A 25,102-nucleotide genomic window follows, 5' to 3' on the forward strand; every position below is an offset into this window, starting at 1 on the left:
TTTAAAACTTAAATTTGTTTTGTGAAACCTAAAGAATTAAAAACATCAGCACATATCATTGCATTTTATAATCTCGAAAACCTATTCGATATACATAATGATGCGACAAAACACGATGGTGATTTCTTGCCAGGTTCAGAAAAACGCTGGACAAAAAAGCGCTACGAGGAAAAGCTTTATAAACTTGGACAGGTGATCTCTAAAATTGGTTTTGATGACACTCAAAAACCACCTGCAATTATTGGTTTGGCGGAGATTGAAAACAAAAGGGTTATTCAAGACTTATTACAAGGTAAAGAATTAGAGCTCTATGACTATGGTTTTGTGCACTATGATTCTAAAGATGAGCGCGGTATTGACGTGGCATTGATTTATGATAAAACCGTATTCACTGTTGAAGATTCTAAAACATTTTCGGTATATCTAGAAGACCATAAAGGTGAGCAAGATTATACAAGAGATATACTATTAGTATCTGGAAGGTTATATTCTGAAAAATTGCACCTTCTAATCAATCACTGGCCTTCAAGAAGGGAAGGCGAACTGGAGTCTAAGCCTAAACGTGTAAAAGCTGCTCTAAAAGTGGTTGAAATTATTAATAGTCTTAAAAAAGCCCATTCAAATCCTAAAATATTAGTGATGGGAGACTTTAATGATAACCCAAGTAACGAGAGCCTTAAATTTCTATCAAAGGAAGGAGAGCTTTATAATCCTATGGATACATTACTGTCCTATAGTAGAGGTAGTGTTAACCATAATTTTAAATGGAATATTTTTGATCAAATATTATTTTCTACAAATTTTTTCGAAACTGAAAGGAATACTCTCAAATTTGAAGAAGCTAATATTTTTGATGAAGCATTTTTAAAACAAAATAAAGGAAAATTTAAAGGTCAGCCATTTAGAACTTATGCAGGTAAAAAGTACAAAGGAGGTTATAGTGATCACTTTCCCGTTTATATACAATTAAATATGACGAAACCTTAGGTTTAAAACAACCTTTTCTTTTTACCGATGATAATTGCTTTTTATCTATTATACCAATGTTAACAGTTTGTTAACTGTCATTTTTTTTATCTTCGGTTCTTGTGGGACTATTCTTTTTTAGACTTATCTTGTTTATGATCGTCAGTTCTGTTCCAGTGACTAATTTTAAGATATTAATTATCAATTATTTAGATTGATTAACAGCATTTTTTGATATGAAAAAAATATTACTCTCGTTACCATTTCTTTTTGTTTTTTCAATTTGGTGTGCTGATGCACAAATTACGACTTATCCTTATCTTGAGGATTTTGAGTCAGGCGATGGAGGTTGGGTCGTAGATGCAGCTAGTCCGGGGTCTTGGGCTTTAGGAACACCTGCCGCAACAGTGATTAATTCAGCAGACTCAGGTGCAAATGCATGGGTTACAAATTTGACAGGTGATTATGTTGCAAATGAAAATGGTATTGTAACTAGTCCTGTTTTTGATTTATCGTCGTTGGTTTCTCCTTCTATTGAACTGAGTGTTTGGTGGAATTCTGAATTCAGTTGGGATGGTATGGTTTTACAATCGTCAATAGATGGAGGTGCAACATGGCAAAACGTAGGTGCAAATGGAGATTCAAATAATTGGTACAATGATAATTCTATAGCTGGAAACCCGGGAGGACAACAAGAAGGTTGGACAGGGAGAGGTGCTTCTGGTTCAGCGGGTTGGTTAGTTGCAAGACACGCTTTAAACGGATTAGGCGGTGAGACTAATGTAATTTTAAGAATTGCTTTTGGATCTGATGGTTCAGTTCAGGATGAAGGTGTAGCTTTTGATACGGTTTCAATTTTTGAAGTGACTTGTCCAGAGCCCTCAGGAATTACAATTGCAGCAGTCACAGAAAATTCAGCAGATATAAGTTGGGTTCCTGGTGGAGCACAAACAACTTGGGGAATAGCTGTGCAAGCAGCGGGTACTGGTATACCAACTGGTGCGGGAATATCTACAATGGACAATAACCCTTATAATGCCTTAACATTAACACCAAGTACAGCTTACGAAGTATACGTAAGAAGTGATTGCGATGCAGACGGTTTTAGTAACTGGGTTGGCCCAATTAATTTCTCAACATTAAATGTACCACCACCTGCTCCAGTAGGAGTAACTTGTGCTGCAGGAAGTTCTTCGTTTATTTTTACTGAAAACTTTGATCAAGATCCGCCTTCAGGTTGGACAGGAACTGGCTTTTCTGGTACTGATGGAAATTGGGATATAACCGCAGCAGGTGCTAATTCATTTGGTACAGGTCCTACGAACACCTTTGACGGTGGAACAGGAATGCATATGGAGTATGAAGCATCTGGCAGTGCTACGGCTATCGCATCAGCGATTAGTCCAGGAATTGATTTGAGTGCCGCAATAGATGGTGCAGAGCTTTCTTTCTTTTTCCATGCTTTTGGCGAAGATATGGGAACGCTTAATGTTGGTATTTCTAATGATCCAGCAGGTCCATTTACAAACGTATTCGCATGGGTTGGAGATTTACAAATTACAGATACAGAAGCTTGGGTGCCAGTAGGTATTAATTTAGACGCGTATTTAGGTCAAGTTATATATTTAGAATTTAGTTATGGAGCAGCAGGTACAGGTTTTGAAGGAGATATGTCTATTGACTTTATAAGAGTGGAATCATGTGGGAACTTTTGTATTCCACCTAGTGGAATAACAGTCGCTAATATCACAGGCACAACCGCAGATATAAGTTGGACTGCTAATAATGGAGAAACATCATGGGAATATGTCGTTGTTCCAGTGGGAACAGGAGAGCCTTCGGGTCTTGGGACTACCGTTGCAACGCCTTCAGTTAGTATCTCTGGTTTAGATTTTTCTACGGAATACGAAGTATGGGTTCGTGCAGATTGTGGTGGAGGAACATTTAGTATATGGTCTGGACCATCAAATTTCACAACAACTATTCAAACTAATTTTGATGTAGACTGTGCAGTGGGACCTACCAATAGTTTTATCTGCTACGGAAATAATGATTCAGAAATATTTACATATACAAGTTCTGATGGCTCAATACTCAACCTTACCATTAATACAGGAGAAATAGAGGGTGCGCCTTTTGATTTTTTATTAATTACTGATGGAAATGGAACGGTGTTGTATAATGATGAAGGTAACGATGGAGTGCTAGATGGCTTAACGTTTCAATCTATTACAGACACTATTACAATTCAAATAAGTTCAGATGGTTCTGTGAGTTGCGAATCTGGTTCGTTTACAGATGGTATAGATTTCACAGTAGCTTGCGCTACATGTGTGAATCCAATAGCAACATACCAAGTGATTGATGATTGTGATAATGGAGATCAATTTTTAATTGATGTTAATATTACAGATCTTGGAGACGCTACATCGTTAACAATATCTAATAATATTGATGGAACTACAGTGCCAGTTACTGTAATTGGAACTTATCAAATTGGGCCATTCCCCTTTTTGGTTGACGTTGTCGTTTCGGTGAGTAATGATCAAGATGTTAATTGTGTAATCAACAGTAGCCCAATTCAATTATTAGCTTGTCCTCCAGAAAATGATAACCCCTGTGGTGCAATGGTCGCTGCAGTTAATGATGACCAATCATGCGACATAGTTACAGCAGGAACATTAATTGAGGCAACAGACTCTGGTGTGCCTAACGGAAGTTGTGGTGGAAATCCAGATGATGACGTTTGGTTTCAATTTACAGCATTAAATGAAGTGCAATTGATTTCAATCGTGAATATCGCTGGTGGAGGCTTCAATACAGACCATGCTTTATACGAAGGCGATTGTGATAATTTAGTAGAAATAGAATGTACAGATGGTACAGCAAGTGTAACACCTCAGTTAGTCGTGGGTAATACGTACTACGTTAGAGTATTTTCAGGAGGAAATAATGCTGAAACGACAACATTTGATTTATGTATAAAAGAAGCACCAACTAATATTATTTGTGAAAATGCTGAAAACTTTTGCGCAGAAGAAGGAGGAGCTTTAACAACATCTAATATTATTGGTATTCCAGATCCAACAGATATCGCTTGTCTCTTTTCTGCTCCAAACCCAACTTGGAATATTCTTCAAATTGGTGAACCTGGATTGATTGAAATAGAAATCTCTCAAGTAGATGAAGCTGGAAATGGCTTAGATGTTGATTTCGTGCTTTGGGGACCATTTAGTGATTTAGAAGGGGCCTGCGACGGATTAGATTTAGGTTGTCCAAATCCAGGTGATTGTCCTAACAACACAGGTGATCCAGATTTTTATCCTTCTGGAAATATTGTAGATTGTAGTTATTCATTTGTTTCTGTAGAAAACTTAACAATTGATAACGCTCAAACAGGAGAAATCTATTTATTATTGGTGACTAATTTTTCTGACGATCCAGGAACAATTTCAATTAGTCAAACAAATACAGGAGGCGATAGTGACGGTGATATTACGGCAGAAATAGAAGTCGATTTAGGAGCAGATCAAAACTTTTGTGGATTCGCAGACTTTGAATTAAATGCAGATTCTCCATTTGCTGATACTTATGAGTGGTACGATGATGGCTTTATTATTGACGGGGAAACTGGACCTACATTACTTATTACAGGTTCTAGCACGTATACCGTAATTGCATATGATGAGCAATGTGATTCTCAAGCTCAAGACTCTGTAACTGTCAATTTTGGCCAAGAACCAGTAGCAAATACTGTTGATGATATTATTACATGTGATGACAGTTCTGCAGATGAGATCGAAGACTTTGATTTAGAAATACGAACTGATGGAGTTTTAGGAGCTCAAGCTGCCGCAGATTTTAATGTGACTTATCATTTAACTTTAGTAGAGGCTCAAGCAGACTCAGGAGCATTAACATCTCCTTATACTAATATTTCAAACCCACAAACAATTTTTGTTAGGATTGAAGATGCAAATGCTCAGTTTTGTTTCGCAACAACTAGTTTTGATTTAATAATATCTGGTCCAACACCAACAGCCAATAGCATTCCGTTAGAAGTCTGTGATGACGATACAGATGGAAGTGCTGATTTTGATTTAGCAGCACATAGTATCAATATCTTAGACGGCCAAAGTGCAGCAGACTTTACAGTCTCTTATTATGCTTCGGAAACAGATGCAAACACAGCAACAAGTCCAATTGCACTTTTATTTACAAGTACATCTCAAACGATTTGGGTACGTGTAGAAAGTAATGTTGCGTTTGATTGTTTTACAGTGGTGTCTATCGATTTGATTGTAAGACCATTACCGAGTACTTCATTTACAACAGATTTTGATTATGAGGTGTGTCCAAATGCAACGGTTCCAATTCTAATAACTGCAACAGCAAATAACTATTCAGAGTCTGAAGTGACTATTGTTTGGTATCAAGATGGTGGTATTATTACTGGAGAGAATAGTTTAACGCTTTCTGTACTCGAAGCTGGTTTATATGAAATAGAAGTGACATTTAATGATGCTACTCAATGTACTAATATTATAAGTCAAGATATAATAGAGCTAGAAAGCTGTGTTATTCCACAAGGTATTTCTCCAAATGGAGATGGGATGAATGATACGTTTGATTTAAGTAGCTACGATGTAAGTAAACTAGAGGTGTTTAATCGTAATGGAACATTAGTGTATTCTAAAACAAACTATACTGACGAATGGTTTGGTCAAACAAACGATGGTGATGAATTACCAGTAGGAACTTATTTCTATACAATGGAATATGAAGATGGTAAACAAAGAAGCGCTTGGATTTACATACAACGCCAACAATAAGAACCAATTAATAAACACAATAAGAATTCTCGAATTCGACCAAACAACCAAAATCAAACAACTAACAAATGAAAAAATTTTATATCGTTATTGTATTGCTCATAGCAACACAGGTGTATGGACAGCAGGATCCTCAATATACACAGTACATGTATAATATGAATGTAATCAATCCAGCATACGCAGGTTCTAAAGAGAATTTGTCTTTTGGATTGCTTTATCGTACACAATGGGCAGGTATTGATGGTGCTCCAAAAACAGCAACATTTTTTGCGCATTCTCCAATAGGCGAGAAAGTAGGACTAGGTTTATCTGTTATCTCTGACGAGGTAGGACCCGTTAAGGAGACCAATGCGTATGTGGATTTTTCATATACATTAAAACTAGGAGGAGAACACAACTTGGCTTTTGGGCTTAAAGCTGGAGCTACATTTCATGATATTGGTCTCGCAGGTATTGACTTAATAGACCCTAATGATCCATTTTTTGAAAATATAAGCACTACGACACCTAATATTGGAGCTGGATTCTTTTATTACACAGATAGCTATTATTTTGCGGGATCTATTCCTAATATTTTAAATTCTGTTCATTTAGATGCCAATGGAAATAAAATTGGATCAGAAGTGGCGCATTACTTTTTTACAGGTGGATATGTATTTGACTTATCGGCAAACACAAAACTTAAGCCATCATTTTTGGTAAAATCTGCTTTTGATGCACCAACGTCTTTTGATGTTAACCTTAATGTATTATTTTGGAATAAATTTGAAGTAGGTGGATCATATAGATTAGATGATTCTTTTTCTGGTTTAGTTAATTTCGCTATAACACCCTCATTGAGAGTGGGATATGCCTACGACAGTGTGACTTCAGACATTAGTAGATACGCACCTGCATCTCATGAATTTATGCTATTATTTGATTTAAATTTCCCGAAAAAAGTTTCACGTTCACCTAGATTTTTCTAAACATTTAAGCTAATTATTATGAATAAAATATTAACACTTATTACAATTGCAGCGTTAAGTAGTTTTAGCTTAATTGCTCAAAATGCGAGTACAAAAAAAGCAGATAAACATTTCAAAAGATTTGAATTTGTTGATGCAGCCGAGGATTATGCTAAATTAATTGAAGACGGTAAGGGAGATTCTTATGTCTACAGCCAGTTAGCTGAAGCTTATTATAATGTCTTCAATACTCAAGAGGCAGAACGCTGGTATGCAAAAGCTCTTGAAGGTTCTGATAGTCCAGAAATGATGTTTAAATATTCTCAAATGCTTAAGGCTAACGGGAAATATGAGGCGTCTAATGTTCAAATGGCCAAATTTGCAAAAATGAGACCTAGTGACGATAGAGCGATCGCTTACAATAACAATCCAGATTATTTACCAAAAATATTAGAAAAAGGAAAGAAATTTAATATTCAGAATTTAGGATTTAATACCAAGTATTCAGATTTTGGAGGAACCCTTAAAGATGGAAAATTATATATTACTTCTGCTAGAAATACGTCTCGAAAAACATATGGTTGGACTGAAGAACCATTTTTAGATATATATGAATTAGCTAAAAGTGATGACGGTAGCTACCAAGCAGCAGCATTAGTCGAAGATAAGGTAAATACGAAGTATCATGAAGGTCTAGTATCCTTTTCTCCAGACGGTGAGACGATGTATTTTTCAAGAGAAAGCTTTTTTGAAAAGGAGTATGAAAAAGATTCTATATCAAAATATAGATACAGTTTATTACATTTATTTAAAGCGAAGAAAAGCGATGGCAAATGGAGTAACGTAGAAGGTTTTGCGTTAAACAGTGAAAATTATTCAGTAAAAAATCCTGCAGTAAGTACAGATGGTAAAACTTTATACTTCGCGTCAGATATGCCGGGAGGCTATGGTTTGTTCGATATTTATAAAGCGAGTATTAACACCGATGGCTCTTTAGGTGAGCCCGTTAATCTAGGTCAAAAGGTAAATACACAAGGCCAAGAAATGTTTCCTTATATAAGCAGTAATAGTACGTTATACTTTTCTTCAAACGGACACTTAGGTCTAGGTAATCTAGATGTATTTTACACAAAAGAAATAGATGGTAAAATGGCTCCAATTAGAAATGTTGGAATTCCAATTAACAGTAATGCAGATGACTTCGCTTTTTATTTAGACGAAGAATCAGAAGAGGGTTACGTATCTTCAAACAGAGATGGTGGATTAGGTAGCGATGATGTTTATGCTATTAAAAAGTTACAGCCTTTATGTGATGTTTTAATTTCAGGGACAGTTACAGATAGTAAATCGGGTGATCCAATTAATGCAGCGTCAGTTGTGATCTATGATGATCAAGGAAATAAAGTATTGTCAAAAGTCACTAATTCTGATGGTACTGTTGAATTTATTGTTGAATGTGGTAAATCTTCAGAATTAGAAGTTACTATGGATGGTTTTGAAAGTCAAAGAATTACAGTTTCAGCGTCTGAAGAAGAAGAAGTTGAAGTGAGAATTGCTTTAAATCCAATTGAAGAGATAGTAGGGCCAGAATCAATTAATTTAGATCCTATTTATTTTGATTTTGATAAATCAAACGTAACGGCTCAGGCAGCTTTTGAGTTAGACAAACTAGTTCAAATAATGACTACATATCCAGATTTAGTAATAAACGCTACATCGCATACGGACAGCAGAGGTAACGCTCCTTATAATGAAAAATTATCAGATAGAAGAGCAAAAACAACGGTGCAATACGTGATCTCTAAAGGCATTGATAAGTCAAGAATTTCTGGAATGGGTAAGGGTGAAAATGAATTAAAGGTCCAGTGCGGTTCTAATTGTACAGATGAAGAACATCAACTTAATAGAAGATCAGAATTTATTATTGTTAGTGGAGGACCTCAAGCACAATAATTTAAAAAACTTAAATGATTGAATAAACAATATAAAGCCCTGAAATTAATCAATCAGGGCTTTTATTGATTATATCCAAAGGTTTTTCAACAAAAACTTAAATAAATACGAGAAGAATTTAATATAACAACCGCTCAAATGAAAAAAATTATTTTAATAATGGCATTTATTTTTACCTGTTTGTTGGTAAATGCTCAAATTACATCATACCCGTACTCTGAAGATTTTGAATCTGGAGATGGAGGTTGGATAGTAGATAACACTGATGGAGGAAGTTGGGCTCTTGGAGCACCAGCTGCTACATTAATTAATAGCGCTGATTCAGGTACTAATGCATGGGTGACTAATTTAACGGGTAACTACAACGCTAATGACGGTGGCCTTGTGACAAGTCCTGTTTTTGATTTGTCCGCTTTAAGTGCGCCATCTATACAAATGAGTATATGGTGGAATTCAGAATTTAGTTGGGATGGAATGGTTTTACAATCGTCCATTGATGATGGTGGCAGTTGGCAAAATGTTGGAGCTTTTGGTGATCCTAATAATTGGTATAATGACAACTCTATTAATGGTAACCCAGGAGGTCAACAAGAAGGTTGGTCTGGTCGTGGGACTACAGGTTCCGCAGGATGGATTGTTGCACGTCACGCACTTACAGGACTTGGAGGAGAATCAAATGTCCTTCTTAGAGTTGCTTTTGGTTCTGACGGTTCTGTTCAAGATGAAGGTTTTGCTTTTGATACAATATCAATTTTTGACGTCAATTGCCCAGAACCTTTTGGGATTTCTGTCGATAATATAACTGCAACTACTGCAGATATTTCATGGATAGCTGGAGGGTCTGAAATGGATTGGGAAATTTTAGTACAACCCATAGGAACGGGACTACCAACGGGTACAGGTACAGCAACAAATAATAATCCATATACTGCTAATGGTCTAACACCAGTTACAGAATATGAAGTTTATTTGAGATCTGATTGTGATGCTGATGGATTTAGTTCTTGGTCAGGTCCTGTTAATTTTCAATCAGGATGTTCTGTGTTTACACCAGAATATGTTGAGAATTTTGAAACTATAATACCAGATTGTTGGGATGAAGCAGGAGATGGTGATGCAACAACCGGTCCTACTGGTTTAGGTGCAGGTGATTGGAATCCTGATGGATTTTTGAATAATGGTTTTAATGGAGCTTATAAAATTAATTTATGGCTAGCAACAAAAAGTGATTGGATTTTATCACCACAATTTGATTTAACAGGTGGCCCATTTCAAGTAGATTTTGATTTCGGTATCATGCAATTTGGTAGTAATTCCAATGCAGGAACTCTAGGATCTGATGATACAGTTCAACTATTAATAAGTACAGATAATGGTGCTACTTGGGTTAGTTTAGTAACATTTGACAATACGAGCACAGTGCCAGCAACAGGGACACAAGTTGTGTCTGATTTAACGGCTTATGCTGGACAAATAGTACAATTTGGGATACTAGGATCTGAGGGTACGGTTGATGACCCAGAAGATAATGATGTTTTTGTCGATAACTTTAGAGTACGAGCTATTCCAACCTGTCCAGAGCCAACTGGATTAGCGGTCGATAACATTACTGCTTTTGCGGCAGATATAAGTTGGACAGCAGGTGGAGCAGAGATGGATTGGGAAATTGCTGTACAGCCAGTTGGAACGGGTTTACCTACAGGTCCAGGAACTGCAACACAAGACAACCCTTATACAGCAACGACTTTGACTCCTGTAACAAATTATGAAGTTTGGGTACGGTCAGATTGTGTCGGAAGTGGATTAAGTAGTTGGGTCGGTCCAGTTAATTTTCAGACGGGTTGTGACATATTTATTCCAGATTATTTAGAAGACTTTACTACTATTATTCCAGATTGTTGGGATGAGGCAGGAAATGGTGACGCAACAACTGGTCCTGCTGGTTTAGGAGCAGGTGATTGGAATCCAGACGGATTTTTAAATAACGGTTTTAATGGTGCTTATAAAATTAACTTATGGCAAGCAGCAAAAAGTGATTGGATTTTATCTCCACAATTTGATTTAACAGGTGGTCCATTTCAGGTTGATTTTGACTTTGGGATTATGCAATTTGGTAGCAGCACTACTGCAGGAACTTTAGGGTCTGATGATACAGTACAGTTATTAATAAGTACTGATAATGGGGCTACATGGGTAAATTTAGTAACTTTTGATAATACTAGTGCTGTACCCGCTTCAGGAACACAAGTAGTGTTTGACCTGACAGCATATGCTGGACAGATAGTACAATTTGGTATTCTAGGTTCTGAAGGGACTGTTGATGATACAGCAGATAATGATGTTTTTGTTGATAATTTTAGAGTACGTGCTATACCAGATTGTTTAGAACCAACAGGGTTATTAGTATCAAATGTTTCTGGAACAACTGTAGACATTACATGGAACGCAGGAGCTGGTGAAACAAGTTGGGAATATATAGTGATTCCAGCGGGAACAGGTCCTCCAACAGGATCTGGTACGGTGACAACTACAACATCAGTTGCAGTGACCGGTTTAGAGTTTAGTACAGATTATGAGGTTTGGGTAAGGGCAAACTGTGATGCTAATGGTTTCAGTACATGGGTCGGTCCTGGTGAATTTACGACGACAATTGAATCTGATTTCACGGTAGATTGTGGTTCAGGTCCAGTAACCGGATTCTTATGTTATGAAAATAACGATTCTATAATTTTAACATACACAAGTTCTGACGGGTCATTACTTAATTTGACTATTAATCAAGGAGAAATAGAAGGCGCTCCCTTTGATTTCTTATTGATAACAGATGGTGATGGAACGGTATTATATAATGATGAAGGAGATAACGGAGATATTTCTGGTTTAACCTTCCAATCTATTACCGATACAATTACAATTCAAGTGCTCTCAGATGGTTCTGTAAGTTGTGACTCTGGTTCATTTACTGACGGTATAGACTTTACTGTTGCTTGTGCAACTTGTATTAACCCTGCTGCTACTTATCAAATTATTGATGACTGTGCCAATGGAGATCAGTTTTTAGTAGATGTAAATGTCACATCATTAGGAGATGCTACATCGCTTACTGTTTCTAATAATATTGATGCCAATACGGTATCTGCCACAGCAATAGGGGTGTACCAAGTTGGACCATTTCCGTTTGCTAGTGATGTTGTAATTACTTTAAGCAATGATCAAGATGTTAACTGCGTCATTAACAGTTCTGCTATTCGATTAGAAGCCTGTCCTCCAGCTAATGATAATCCATGTAATGCGACTGTCGCTGTAGTTAATGCGGATGATAGTTGTGATGTTTTTACATCAGGAACGTTATTGGAAGCTACAGATTCTGGAATTGCAGATGGAACGTGTGGAGGTGATCCAGATGATGATGTTTGGTTTGAATTTACTGCTTTAGAAGAGTTTCAAATAATTCAGTTAACAAATATTGACGGTGGAGGATTCTTTCAGAATTTAGATCATGCCCTTTATGAAGGAGCATGTGATACGCCTATAGAATTGTATTGTTCTGATGCTGATGCAAGTCTTACGACATCATTAACAGTCGGTAACACCTACTTTGTAAGAGTGTTTTCTGCGGGTAGTGAAGGTGTAGATTATACTTTTGACTTATGCATAAGACCAGGTTCTGGAAATGTATCGATCGATCAAACAACGTATACTATAGAACAATTAGTTGTAGATATTTTAATAGACAGCCCTTGCGCTCAAATTTCTAATATTACATCATCTACGGGGTCAGATTTTGGAGATGTTAATGGTATTGGATACTTTTCTGCAGACGAAGGAAGTTTCCCGTTTGAAGAGGGTATTCTGCTAACATCAGGTAATGCAGCTTTAGCTGGAGGACCTAACTTTAATGCCATGAGTGATGGTGGTTTTGCTTGGGTTGGTGATCTTGAACTAGATGCAGCGGTTGGTATTAATTCAAATAATGCGTCTATTATCGAATTTGATTTTGTGCCTTTATCTGATGAAATCAGTTTTGATTTCTTAATGGCTTCGGAAGAATATAACGGTGCAACAGGAGGTACTTTTGAATGTACATTCTCAGATGCTTTTGCTTTCTTATTAACAGATGAAAACAATGTAACAACTAATTTAGCTGTATTACCAGGTACTACTACGCCAATATTAGTGACTAATATTCACCCAGAAAACCCTGGTTGTCCAGCTATAAACGAAGAGTTCTTTGGTGGCTATATACCAGCAAATTTACCTCCAATTTCTTTTGATGGTAGAACGACAGTGTTTACGGCATTCGCTCCAGTAAATATTGGTGAAACATATCGTATTAAATTAGTGATTGCAGACGCAACAGATGCAGCACTAGATTCTGGTGTATTTTTGAAAGCAGGAAGTTTTGATATTGGTGAAGTAGAATTAGGTGCAGATATTACTGTGGCAGCTGGAACTGCTGCTTGTATTGGAGAACAAGTAATAATTCAAACACAAGCACCATCTGTTGCTCACGTTTGGTTTAAAGATGGATTTGTTATCCCAGGAGAAACAACCAATTCTTTAGTTGTTACAGAAGACGGAGTGTATACGACTCAAATAATATTTTCACCATCTTGTATCATATCTGATGTAATTACAATAGAATTTTTACCATTACCAATTGCAAATATGCCTGCTGATATTGTAGAGTGTTCAACAACTGGATTTGCTGTTTTTGACTTAAACGTTAATAATGATGAAGTTTTAGCTGGACAAAGCCCAGTTGATTTTACATTAACATATCATGAAACAGAAGACGACGCTAACAACGATGCCAATCCGTTAGCATTAACTTACTCTAATTTAACGGATCCTCAGATAATTTATGCAAGAGTAGAGAATAATATGACAGGTTGTTTCAATACTACAACATTTAGTCTATTAACCTCCCAACCATCATTTGCAGCAGCAAGTGTTGAGATTATTGGATGTGATAATGATAATGATGGAATGGCAGAATTTGATTTAGAGGCTCATGATGTATTAGTTCTTGATGGTTTAGATGCTTCACAATTTATAGTGACGTATTATGCGACACAAGCTGATGCAGATTTAGGAATAAGTCCATTGACGTCGCTATATGACAGCTCAGGAGAAACGATATATGTTAGAGTAGAATCTATAGATTATATAGATTGTTTTGTAACGAATAGTTTTAATTTAGTACTGGGTACTAAACCAGAAACGACATTTATAGAGGACTTTGACTACGAAGTTTGTCCTGGTGCTACAGTGCCTATAATCATTGAGGCTATTCCAGTAAATTATGATACTACTCAAGTATCAATTAGTTGGTATTATGCTTTCGACGCTAGTGCAACACCAGAACTAATTGGAGGCGAAAATGGTTTAACACTTCCTGTATTAGATGGTGGTATTTATACTATTGAAATTTCTTTTAATGATACGGGTTGTACGTCATCTCAATCACAAGAAGTTATTGAATTGGAAAGCTGTTTCATACCACAAGGAATTTCTCCAAATGGAGATGGATTAAATGACAGTTTCGATTTAAGTAACTTTAGAGTGACTAGATTAGAAATCTTCAATAGATATGGTTCATCTGTTTATCAAAAAAACAATTATGTTGATGAATGGTTTGGACAATCAGATAAAGGAGATGAATTACCCGTCGGTACCTATTTCTACTCCGTAGAATTTGAGGATAAAGAAAGTGAAACGGGCTGGGTTTATATTCAAAGAGAAAACTAATAATCAACCAAAATTTCAGATTACTAAAAACCTCTAACGTGAATTCGTTAGAGGTTTTTTTATGTTTACTATGTTGGGCTTTTTTATAAAGCAATTAATATAATAATGGATAGTAAAATACTAGCAAATAATAGAGCCCATAGTAACCAGATATTATAAGATTCGGGTTTTTGTTTACTGTTTAATTTTGCATTTAAAACCTTTCTTTTTTTTCCGCTGTACTGAATCCAGTTTTTGAACATCAAGAATATACTAGCCATAATAAATAAGGCCCAAGCATTCCCAGAAGACATGGTTCCAGAATTCATTTCATTTAAAAATGCGGATACAAATAGACCAGATAATAACAGTAACGAACATTGTAAAGAGGTAATGTAATATAATGCTATTGTATTTGCCTTTTTCTTATGTGTAGGTTTGTAATGTTGAAAAACATTAAAGAAGAGTGTGTCGAAAATATTCATAGTTGATTGTATTGTAAAAGAAAAGCCACATCTAGAAGATGTGGCTTTCTAATTATTTTTTTTATTTTATTGAGCGTCTATACTCACAAAGTCTAATTCATAAGTTCCGTCAAAATCAGATTGACCACTACCAATATATTTGAAAGCGATATATATTTGACCAGAGCCACAAGATAAGTCTACATTACCAGACTCGAACCAATCTCCAAAGAAATCACTGTCTTGAGTTACATAAGCATCTGAAACAAGTCCCCAAGTTGCAGATGTTACTCCAGCTTCAGTGCCATCCCAATCATTTGAGAATACGATCTCCATTTCACTGCCATCTGAGAAACTACTAGAGGTTTCAAAGTTTAATGTTACTCCTGCATTTGTATCTAAATCAATTTGGGGTGTAATTAACCAAGCAATAGTACTAGCATCACCAGAATTAAACGATCCAACCCTAGCAGAGACTCCTTGCGAAGCATTTGTTCCTCCAGCGGTAAATGCTTCCCAACCTTCAGATCCAGCTTCGATGAAATTTGTCCAACCGTTCCCAGAAATTAATGAGTTTGTAGATTGTCCTTCAAAATCATCCTCAAATAAATTATTGGTTCCAGTTGTTGTTGCTATTCCACATTCTAATTCAATTGGATCACACCTTTCAGAACTTGAAAACGTGATGTCTTCTGGAGAGTTAACTACGACATTAAATGCATCACCAAAGAAGTTTTTTGATAAAATCACATTCATAGATACACGTGTTGTAGGTAAATTTAAAGATTTAAAATCGGCAAAAGTACTCGTGCTAAAAATAACACTACCTTCTGTGGTGCAACTTTCTAACAAACGTTCACCATCAAAACTATCAGACATTTCTGAAGCGAATGTTTTAGGTTCAGCTCCTAAAACCTCATCTCTATTAAATTGTACATCCTCTAACTTAACAAATAAGTTGGTTTTGTCATTTGAAAATTCGTTGAATGTAAGATTTAGTGGCACTACTGTTCCAGATTCTGAAGATCTTTTAATAGTTTCTTCTTCTAAAAAAGCAGGAATTTTTTCCGCATTACCTATGTTTGAAATGATACCCATTGTCAGTACACCATCAATATCGCCAACACTCAAACCTTGAAGTCTTACATATATTTTTCTACCTATATCGTATCTTGTAAATAATGGATTTACATCAAGTAGAATTTTGATACCTACAGTTGGGTTTTCTAATTTATCTTGAATAATTAGTTCTTCAAACCAATTTCCACCTTCATCTGTGGAGATTACATAGCCTTCCATGTAATTACTTGCACCATCAAAATCAAAGAGGTGTAATCCTCCAGATTGTGCTACTTGTCCAGCTACTGAACTCATAGATACTATAGGACCATCTAGTGTTGGTTCTACGATGGTTACATTTGGTGTTTCAAAGTCATCGTCTTGCACGCAGGCACTGAATACTACTAAACTTATAAGAAGTAGTAAAATTTTGTTTAAATTCATTGTTTTCATCTTATTTCTTTTCTTTTCCTTAGTGATAAGGACGTTGTTTTTTTCTTTTTTAAAATCTAACATATACGTTTAAGTAGTAAGTTGTCCCATTTCCGAAGAAATAACGAGAACCAAAAACTTCTCCATTAGGTCGAGAAGTATCTTCTAAAACACGATCATAAGTTCCTAACCTTGATTGCTCAAATCCTCCAGTTCTAAAAGATTCATTAAATACATTATTTATGGTTGCGAAAAATCCTAAATAGTACCCGTCAATTCTCCACGATTTACCACCTACAATATTTACTAACATATAATCATCAAATTGCTCCTGCTGTAATAAGCCTCTTGCCACATCATCATCATAACCTACGATGGGTTGACCGTCATAATCTGTTGTAAAATTAGCAGATCGTCTTAAGCCACTCGCATCTACATAAGCATTTGAGAAAAAGTTTGAAGTTGCTCCAACCCACCAATAATCTGGATCACGATATTCAAATCCTATTTGGTATGCGCGCTCTGGACCTCCAGCAACATGTAAGTCTTTTAAATTAGTTGTTCCATCTCCAAAGCGAACTTCTCCATCAAAGTTATCACTAGTTAAATATAAGTTTGGATTGTTTGAAAAGGTGTATTGACCAAAAGAAGCAGCTCCTTTTAATTTAATAGTAGGTGTTATTTGAGCTTCAATTCCTAATTCTGCTCCAATATTACGTCTTCCAATATTAGTCGTGACTTCTTGTACAAAGGCGTCACCATTATCAATTCCCAATCCTGCTAAATCTTCAGTAAAATAAAAACCTACATCTGTACCGTTTTCAAATCCAGAATAGAAAGCGGTTAGTCTTGCTTTTACAATTGGGCTTCTATAAATGTAACTTAGATCTATAGCTTGTGCACTTTCGCTTTCAAGGCCAGTGACAGTGTTGTTATTTTGTCTCGCGTTGCTATATGAGTTTCGTATTGTTGGCGCTTTCGTAAAATAACTTGTATTCACGTCTATTAAATGACGTCCTGTTATCTTGTAAGTTGCTCCTGCTTTAACACCATAATTTGAAAAATCAAGTTGTTCACCTTTTCCAAATGAATTGTTTAGGAAGTTTCCGTTTTCGTACAGTCCATTTCTTTGATACGATGTTTGTGAAAAATTGGCACCAAGATAGAAGTCTACTTTATTATATTTAAACTGCGCTTGAGCAAATGCGCTAATGACATCTGCATTTATGTCATAATTATATTTATAACGATCGCCTTCTTGTACAATTCTATTTGGGTTGTTTGTATCACTTTGCGCTAAATCTTCTAATGAAACAGCGGTTCCTCCTGCGGTTTCCTCAGCAAAGAAATCAACGTCTAAAAATCCGGTACCGCCTAAAAGATCTTTTAGCTCTGCAAAGTTTTCACTTTTAAGATTTCGGTAGCTTAGGTTTGCGTTTAATCTAATACGATCGGATAGGTCAGTGTCTAATATGGTATTAATACTAAATTGAGAATCATCATTTCTATCTTCTTGAATAGCATAAATAGAGTTTCCACCTTGATTTCTTGCAATATCGTTTCCAAGATACAATGCGTTCCAATCAAATTGACCATCATTTCTAAAATCTTGTTCTGCCAAATAAGCTTGTTGATAGTTGTAAGGACTTAAGTTCGGAAAACGTAAGTGATAGCTAGGTAGATTTTGATAATATGCTGGATCTGGATTCCTTGCACCACCAATGTATGAGTTTTGCCCATTAAAATCGACTAGTCGTGTTCCACCATTATCTACTCTAGTATTTCCAATTGTACCAAATTGATAGGCGACATTGGTATTAAGTTTGATTTTTGATGAGATGTCCCAAAAGTGGTTTAACATTAAAATTGGTTCATTAATTTCTCTAACTCTAGAGTTTCTAATTTCACCATCTTGTTCTCCCCAAAGTGGATTGTATGTATTCCCCTTTAAATTAAAGACTTCTTGAGTGATTGCTGTAGAACGTCCTCTTCTATTTTGAGCATAAATGCTAGTAAGGTTAATACTGTGTTTTTCGTTGATCTTTTTTTCAACAGCTGCAAAGAAAGAATTAGAGTCATATAATGTGCCATCTACAAAGCCTTCATCTCCAGAACGACGAGATGCTAAAATAGAATAAGACCAGCCACCTTCAAGTATTCCTGAATTATAACTTGCCATAACACGTCCTGTATAACTCCTATTAGCAGATGCGAAAGAAATTCTTCCTCCTTTTCTGTATTTAGAAGCTCTCATTATGATGTTATTTGATCCTGCCAAATCACCAAAGGTGTAGTCGTTTGCAGACATACCCATAGTAAATTCCTGGTTTCGTTGAATATCATTTAGTCCACCCCAATTTCCCCATTGTGGTCGGCCACTAAATTGTTTGTTCATTTCAATACCATTGATAAGAATCTTTCCGTTCGCATTATCTAAACCTCTAGGTCTAAAAAATGTTGCGCTAAAATCAAAAGCAGCTGCATTTAAGAATACGTCTCTAGAGGCTTGCAGTAGGCCAGAGATGTTATCTGTAAGACCGTCATCTTCACTATTTAAGTTATCATCAGAAATTGAAATAATGAATAAATCTTTTTTGTCACTTGAATCATAGTCAAGTGTCATGCCACTAATGTCTACAGTTTTACCTTCGTTGACAACGATAGGATATCGCTTGGTTTCGTAATCTATTTTCTCAATTTTCAAAACCTGTTCTCCCAAAGGAATAATACCAGGGAATTGAAACTCACCATTGGCGTCTGTTCGCACAACCTGGCCAGTTTCTTCAATGGTAATAGTTACATCAGGAATTGGTTCACCAGTAGTCCCATCAAGCACGCTACCTTTTATGATAGTCTCCTGTGCAAATGATGCGAGCACGGAGAACACCCCTAATAATAAAATAAAAAAACTTTTTTTCATGCCTAATCTTTAGTTAATAATTTGGTTGCGCATTAAATAATAGTCATTTAAGGCCTACAAATTTACATTTTTTATAATAAATACATACTTTTGGCTCAAGTTTTGCTCGCATCAAAACGATAATATAATACCTTACTATGAGACTAAATTATTTTTTATTAGCATTAATTTGTTTTCTAATCACATTTACTGGTTTTTCCCAGGATGAGAAACAAGAAAAACGATTCAAAATTCATACGGTAGCCTTCTATAATTTAGAAAATTTATTTGATACTATTAATGACACCACTAAGTTTGATGAGAAAAGTCCAATAATGGAAATCAAGGCAGATAGAGAAGCGATTTATGTGAAAAAAGTAAAGAATATGGCGCGTGTTATTGCAGATATTGGCGCAGATGTAACAGGTAACACACCTGCTATTATTGGTGTCTGTGAAGTAGAAAACAGACAAGTATTAGTGGATCTTGTTAACGATCCTCTATTATTGGCTAAAGATTATGGGATTATTCATTATGATTCTCCTGATGCCAGAGGAATTGATGTTGCTTTATTGTATCAAAAAGACCTTTTTAAACCAATAAGTCACGGGTCTTATGAGGTTAAAATTTATGACGATAAAACAAGAAAGCGCACACAAACAAGAGATCAATTATTAGTAACAGGTGAGTTGGATGGTGATCTTATTCATGTTATAGTTAACCATTGGCCTTCGAGAAGTGGAGGCGAAGCAAGGAGTAGAACAAAACGTATTGCTGCTGCAAAAGTAAGTAAACACATCAAAGATTCTTTACAGGTCAAAGATCCTTATGCAAAGATTTTTATTATGGGAGATTTAAATGATGATCCAACTAATGAAAGTGTAAAGGGTGTTTTAAATGCAAAAAGTGATAAAGAAGATGTTGATTTGAAGGATATATATAACCCTTACGAGGATATGTTTAAAAAGAGCGGTTATGGGACAACAGCCTATAGAGACGCTTGGAGTTTGTTTGATCAAATCATGTTCACTAAAGAGTTGATAAAAAAAGATGATTATACTTCATTTAGATTTTACAAAGCAGGTATTTATAATAAACAATATTTGACAAATAAAAGAGGTCGTTATAAAGGCTACCCATTTAGAAGTTTCTCAAGTGGCTTTACTGGAGGTTTTAGTGATCACTTCCCTGTCTATGTTTACTTAATTAAAGAAGTTAAGGAGTAATCATAAGTTTAAGAACAAAAAAATGCGCTATTAATTTAATAGCGCATTTTTTTTATGTTAACAAGTCTTAGAACCATACATTCCATGGAATTTTAGCCAATACTAATATCAATGCTAGTGTATAAAAAATAGCTAACATTTTGAATTTTGAGTTAGATGTTAATTTTTTCTTATGCTTAGAGTAACCCATTGTGATGAATACAACAGCAAGAATCATAGCAATTGGATGCTCAATAATGTTTGAGCGTAAAGCTTTGTTTTTCATAACCTCACCCATTCCCATATCGCTAATGGTTGATAGATAATTGGACGCAAAGAAAAGTACGATTCCTATAAGTAATTGAATATGTGTTACAATTAATGTAAATAGAGAAATTCTAAAATCTACGGCATGAAATTCTTTTTTCCCAAAAAACTTTATCAATGCATTAATTGTGGCTATAACTAGCATAATAAATACGAGATAAGCCCAATAAGAGTGAATCATTTTAACAACATTGTACATCGTTGGCGGTTTTAAAATTATGAACGCAAAGGTAATAATTTAAACGATATTTTATTCTGAAATTGAAATCAACCGATTCACTTCATTCCCAAAATCGTCTACAACGGTTATTGTGTGTTTTCCTTTCTTCGGTAGAATTGCTAATTCGTGAATGTCTTTGGTCGTGCCTACATAGGTTGTGTCTAAATACCAATACACACTAGATTCTGGTTTAGAATGGGTGATTTTTAGAATGAGCTCATTGGTTTTACCATCGAAATCCTTAGGAAGAAAAATCGTATTGTTTTTCTTGGGATAAATAAAATCCATGGTCACCTGATTTTCTCCCATACAATCTAAACGCAGTTTAGGAAGTGGTTTATAAAATGGGTTTTTAGTCTTATAATAATGGGCTTTTAAAGGCGGTAATACAAACCAAGATTTATGTTTGATATTACTCATGTTTTCACAAGAGGAATTAACTTGATATGTTTCTGTTGCATCGACATGAGCTAAAATATGGTATGGACATGGTTCCGTTTTTAATCCGCTATTTTGGACATAATTTTGTTCGGTAATATCACAATTTGTTGAGGCACGATGACCGCTTTTAGAACAAATCGTAACCTCTCGCATTTCATCATAAGGTTTAGCGAACCAATCGCTGTTAGGCAAAATATCAAATACATCAAATAGAATTGGAGCTGCAGTTTGTACACCAACTAATCCTGGACGACCTTCACCATCTGCATTTCCAACCCAAACACCAACCACATAATCTTTTGTTGTGCCAATGGCCCAAGCATCTCTAAATCCAAAACTAGTTCCTGTTTTCCAAGCAATTTGTTTAGAGTCGTCAAAAAACTCCCAGCTTTCGTCACCTTGGGGGCGATTCACTTTTTTCATACTTTCATATGTGAGGTAGATGGATGCAGCATCAAAAAGTGTTTTTTCTGCAGCCTTTTCTCCAAAGTTTATCGTTTCCGAAGCAAAAAAAGTAGGTTCGACAAACTCATTAGTATAATACGCGCTAGACGTTTCAGAAAAATGATTTAAGGTTGAAGATAGTGATGCATAACTTTTACATAAATCCCATAGGTTGCTCTCTGCTCCCCCAAGTATCAGTGACAACCCATAATGATTGGCATTATATTTTAAGTCTTTGAGTTGTAGTTGTTTTAGATATTGATGGAAGCGATCTAGTCCAAAACTCTGAAGCATACGTACTGCAGGTACATTTAAAGAGCGAGATAAAGCGCGACTTGCAGGCACAACACCATCATATTCTTTATTGAAATTCTCAGGATTATAACTCCCGAATTGAGTTGGGATATCAGTCACTAGCGTGTTGGGTAATAAATCTCCGGCATCGAGCATAGCAGCATACAAGAAGGGTTTTAAAATACTACCAGTACTTCGGGGCTTATCAATAATATCCACATCTTTTTGATGTGCTCTATCTGTTGGTGTATTTCCAACGTATGCGAGAACTTTTCTAGTGTGAACGTCTAAAACCAAAACGGATGCATTATAGATTTGATTTTGTTTGAAGATGTTGTATTGGTTTTTTACAATGTAATTGACACGTTCTTGTAGTTTACTGTCGATAGTTGTTTGTGTCCGTTCTCCACGATTAGTGGTCGCTACTTTTTGAAGTAAATGAGGAGCGATGTGCGGCAATGTATATGGTTTTTGAGGCAAACCTTCAGCGATTGATAAATTGTAAGTTAATGAATCTATGATCTCATTTTCAAGAAGCTTTTTTAGTAATCCATCACGTTTTTGTAAAAGACGTTTTTGATTCTTGCCTGGATAAATTAAACTTGGTGCGTTTGGTAAAATGGCTAATGTTGCGCTTTCTGCCCAAGAGAGTTGGTGCGCATCTCTATTAAAATAACGCCAAGCTGCAGCATCTAGGCCAATAACATTGCCTCCAAATGGGGCGTTACTGCTGTAATAAGCTAGAATCTCTTCTTTAGAATCTCTAAATTCTAATCGCGTTGCTAAAATGATTTCTTTTGCTTTTTCAAGATAGGTTCTAGCTTGTCCTTTTCGAGATAGTCTAATGACTTGCTGAGTTAGGGTGCTTCCGCCACGCTTTACTTCTCCAGAACTCACATTATCTTTAAGTGCTTTAAAAATGGAGATGGGATTAAAACCAGGGTGTTCATAAAAATACGCGTCTTCAAATTGTACTATACAGATTTTAAATTTATCGGGAAGACTATCATTGTGCGGGAAACGCCATTGTCCGTCAGATGCAATCTGTGCTCCTAAAAGTTCATCCTTTTGACTCGTAATTACGGTTGCTGTAGGATCCTTGAATAAATCATTTGGTAAGCAGAAGTAATACACAATTAATAGTATAGCAAACACTACAGATTTCTTTTTATGTCGCTTTATTAATTGAAAAAAACTATACATGAACTATACAAGAGTGTTTATTAAAAATAGTTACAATAAATATACTTAATTTAAGCATTTTACCATAGTTATACGACGTGAATAAACATTTAATTTATCTTAAAGTTATTATAATTTTTAGCATTTTTTTTTCTTCGGAAAATGTTAATGCTCAATTAGAATTTTGTCAAGGAAATTCTGGTGACCCAATTTTTGTTGAGAACTTTGGAACAGGAACAGGTTATGGACCTCAATTACCTGCTGGTATTTCGACATATACTTTTGTGGGGTTTAATGGCCCACAAGACGGCGAATATACAGTTGGTAGCAATACCTTTGCTTATGGTTGGAATATGCCAAGTGATCATACACCGGGAGATACTAATGGAAAAGCACTAATAGTTAATGCAAGCTTTACTACTGGTGAATTTTATACCATTTCGATCAATGGCCTATGTGAAAACACAACTTATGAATTCTCGTCTTGGCTACTAAATATATTACCTAGTTCTGGCTGTGGAGGTAATGGAATTCCTGTAAATGTTAGATTTCAAATTTGGGACATAACAGACACCAACTTATTAGCAACTGGTGATACAGGAAATATTTTTAGTTCAGGGACTCCTAATTGGCAGCAATACGGATTGGTTTTTCAAACCTTACCAGGACAAACAGCAGTAATTTTAAAAATGATTAATAATGGTTCTGGTGGTTGTGGGAATGATTTAGCCATAGATGACATTATTTTTAAAAGTTGTGGTGATTTTATTGACGTACTAAACACGGATTCTACTGATTCTGTTTCGTTATGCAGTAGTTCTACACCATACGATACAATATTAACAGCGACGCCAGATAACACAGTATTTAGTAGTCATTTTTACCAATGGCAAGAAAGTTTTGATACTCTTTCTTGGTCGGATCTCCCAGGTGAAACAAATGAAAATTTAACTGTTTCGGGTGTTACAACAACAACTTATTACAGGGCTAAAGTGGCAGAGTTTGCCTCTAATTTGAATAATAACGATTGTAATACGTTTTCAAATGTTTTTGAAATTATTATTACTCAAGCATCAACACAACCTGCTATAGACTGTTGGGAAATTGCAACGATTAATGATGTCACGTGCGATTGGGAAATCACAGGGACTCAGCCAAGTCAACCAACGATAGAATGTTGGGAAATAGCAACATTTAATACTGCAATCTGTTTATGGGAAGTTACAGGTGCCCAGCCAACCCAGCCAGCAGGACTTGAGTGCTGGGAAGTAACGAGTTTTAATACAACGACTTGTAGTTGGGATGTCACAGGAACGCAACTAACTCAACCAATATTAGAGTGTTATAAAACTGCCACTTTTAATAACACAACGTGTATTTGGGATGTGACAGGAACACAACCATTAGAGCCAACTGGCCTTGAATGTTGGGAATCAACAACTTTTAATAACACAACGTGTATTTGGGATGTGACAGGAACACAACCATTAGAGCCAACTGGTCTTGAATGTTGGGAATCAACAACTTTTAATGATTTCACTTGTACTTGGGAGATCTCAGGAACAGAGCCAGTAGCAGCCAATACACCGTCACCATTAGAGGATTGTGATCCAGACAGTGATGGTTTTGGGGTATTTGATTTAGGGAGTATGGATAATGAAATCACAGGAGGCGATCCCAGTTTAACGGTAAGTTACCATGAGA

The 25,102-nt window shown here is 35.8% G+C and carries 11 protein-coding genes and 1 pseudogene; 7 read left to right on the plus strand and 5 right to left on the minus strand.

Going from position 1 to position 25,102, the window contains the following annotated elements:
* Positions 1–21 precede the first annotated feature (21 nt).
* The 5 genes from ACJAZK_RS05145 to ACJAZK_RS05165 all read left to right on the plus strand — a co-directional run bounded on the left by ACJAZK_RS05145 (position 22) and on the right by ACJAZK_RS05165 (position 14,452).
* Complete coding sequence (locus ACJAZK_RS05145) at positions 22–987, plus strand: endonuclease/exonuclease/phosphatase family protein (protein ID WP_415222938.1); 966 nt, start codon at positions 22–24, stop codon at positions 985–987.
* A 215-nt stretch (positions 988–1,202) separates the two neighbouring features.
* A complete protein-coding gene (locus ACJAZK_RS05150; RefSeq protein WP_415222939.1) occupies positions 1,203–5,798 on the plus strand; it encodes a gliding motility-associated C-terminal domain-containing protein in 4,596 nt (1,531 codons plus the stop codon).
* A 68-nt stretch (positions 5,799–5,866) separates the two neighbouring features.
* Positions 5,867–6,769, plus strand: coding sequence for a type IX secretion system membrane protein PorP/SprF (locus ACJAZK_RS05155; RefSeq protein ID WP_415222940.1), 903 nt, complete (start codon positions 5,867–5,869; stop codon positions 6,767–6,769).
* Between the two features lie 18 nt (positions 6,770–6,787).
* On the plus strand, positions 6,788–8,701 hold the full coding sequence (locus tag ACJAZK_RS05160; protein WP_415222941.1) for an OmpA family protein: 1,914 nt from the start codon (positions 6,788–6,790) through the stop codon (positions 8,699–8,701).
* A gap of 138 nt (positions 8,702–8,839) precedes the next feature.
* On the plus strand, positions 8,840–14,452 hold the full coding sequence (locus ACJAZK_RS05165) for a choice-of-anchor L domain-containing protein (RefSeq protein ID WP_415222942.1): 5,613 nt from the start codon (positions 8,840–8,842) through the stop codon (positions 14,450–14,452).
* 83 nt (positions 14,453–14,535) lie between these two features.
* Here ACJAZK_RS05165 and ACJAZK_RS05170 read toward each other — a convergent pair whose 3' ends face one another.
* The 3 genes from ACJAZK_RS05170 to ACJAZK_RS05180 all read right to left on the minus strand — a co-directional run bounded on the left by ACJAZK_RS05170 (position 14,536) and on the right by ACJAZK_RS05180 (position 19,306).
* Complete coding sequence (locus tag ACJAZK_RS05170) at positions 14,536–14,916, minus strand: hypothetical protein (protein WP_415222943.1); 381 nt, start codon at positions 14,914–14,916, stop codon at positions 14,536–14,538.
* A gap of 66 nt (positions 14,917–14,982) precedes the next feature.
* Positions 14,983–16,398: a DUF5689 domain-containing protein gene (locus ACJAZK_RS05175; RefSeq protein WP_415222944.1), complete on the minus strand. Its 1,416-nt coding sequence runs from the start codon at positions 16,396–16,398 to the stop codon at positions 14,983–14,985.
* A gap of 58 nt (positions 16,399–16,456) precedes the next feature.
* Positions 16,457–19,306, minus strand: a complete 2,850-nt coding sequence (locus ACJAZK_RS05180; protein ID WP_415222945.1) for a carboxypeptidase regulatory-like domain-containing protein — start codon at positions 19,304–19,306, stop codon at positions 16,457–16,459.
* A 137-nt stretch (positions 19,307–19,443) separates the two neighbouring features.
* Here ACJAZK_RS05180 and ACJAZK_RS05185 point away from each other — a divergent pair, with 137 nt between their 5' ends.
* On the plus strand, positions 19,444–20,511 hold the full coding sequence (locus tag ACJAZK_RS05185) for an endonuclease/exonuclease/phosphatase family protein (protein WP_415222946.1): 1,068 nt from the start codon (positions 19,444–19,446) through the stop codon (positions 20,509–20,511).
* A 67-nt stretch (positions 20,512–20,578) separates the two neighbouring features.
* On the opposite strand, the gene ACJAZK_RS05190 is transcribed toward ACJAZK_RS05185, so the two are convergent.
* Positions 20,579–21,016, minus strand: a complete 438-nt coding sequence (locus ACJAZK_RS05190; RefSeq protein WP_415222947.1) for a hypothetical protein — start codon at positions 21,014–21,016, stop codon at positions 20,579–20,581.
* 51 nt (positions 21,017–21,067) lie between these two features.
* A complete protein-coding gene (pbpC, locus tag ACJAZK_RS05195) occupies positions 21,068–23,419 on the minus strand; it encodes a penicillin-binding protein 1C (RefSeq protein ID WP_415222948.1) in 2,352 nt (783 codons plus the stop codon).
* A 77-nt stretch (positions 23,420–23,496) separates the two neighbouring features.
* Here pbpC and ACJAZK_RS05200 point away from each other — a divergent pair.
* Positions 23,497–25,102, plus strand: a pseudogene (locus tag ACJAZK_RS05200) (hypothetical protein); the annotation flags it as partial.

This window comes from Psychroserpens sp. (assembly GCF_047633235.1).
Lineage (GTDB): Bacteria > Bacteroidota > Bacteroidia > Flavobacteriales > Flavobacteriaceae > Psychroserpens.

Coding starts and splice junctions, on each gene's coding strand:
- ACJAZK_RS05175 (WP_415222944.1), bottom strand. CDS start 16,398: ATGAATTTAAACAAAATTTTACTACTTCTTATAAGTTTAGTAGTATTC.
- ACJAZK_RS05190 (WP_415222947.1), bottom strand. CDS start 21,016: ATGTACAATGTTGTTAAAATGATTCACTCTTATTGGGCTTATCTCGTA.
- ACJAZK_RS05150 (WP_415222939.1), top strand. CDS start 1,203: ATGAAAAAAATATTACTCTCGTTACCATTTCTTTTTGTTTTTTCAATT.
- ACJAZK_RS05165 (WP_415222942.1), top strand. CDS start 8,840: ATGAAAAAAATTATTTTAATAATGGCATTTATTTTTACCTGTTTGTTG.
- ACJAZK_RS05180 (WP_415222945.1), bottom strand. CDS start 19,306: ATGAAAAAAAGTTTTTTTATTTTATTATTAGGGGTGTTCTCCGTGCTC.
- ACJAZK_RS05160 (WP_415222941.1), top strand. CDS start 6,788: ATGAATAAAATATTAACACTTATTACAATTGCAGCGTTAAGTAGTTTT.
- ACJAZK_RS05155 (WP_415222940.1), top strand. CDS start 5,867: ATGAAAAAATTTTATATCGTTATTGTATTGCTCATAGCAACACAGGTG.
- ACJAZK_RS05185 (WP_415222946.1), top strand. CDS start 19,444: ATGAGACTAAATTATTTTTTATTAGCATTAATTTGTTTTCTAATCACA.
- ACJAZK_RS05170 (WP_415222943.1), bottom strand. CDS start 14,916: ATGAATATTTTCGACACACTCTTCTTTAATGTTTTTCAACATTACAAA.
- pbpC (WP_415222948.1), bottom strand. CDS start 23,419: ATGTATAGTTTTTTTCAATTAATAAAGCGACATAAAAAGAAATCTGTA.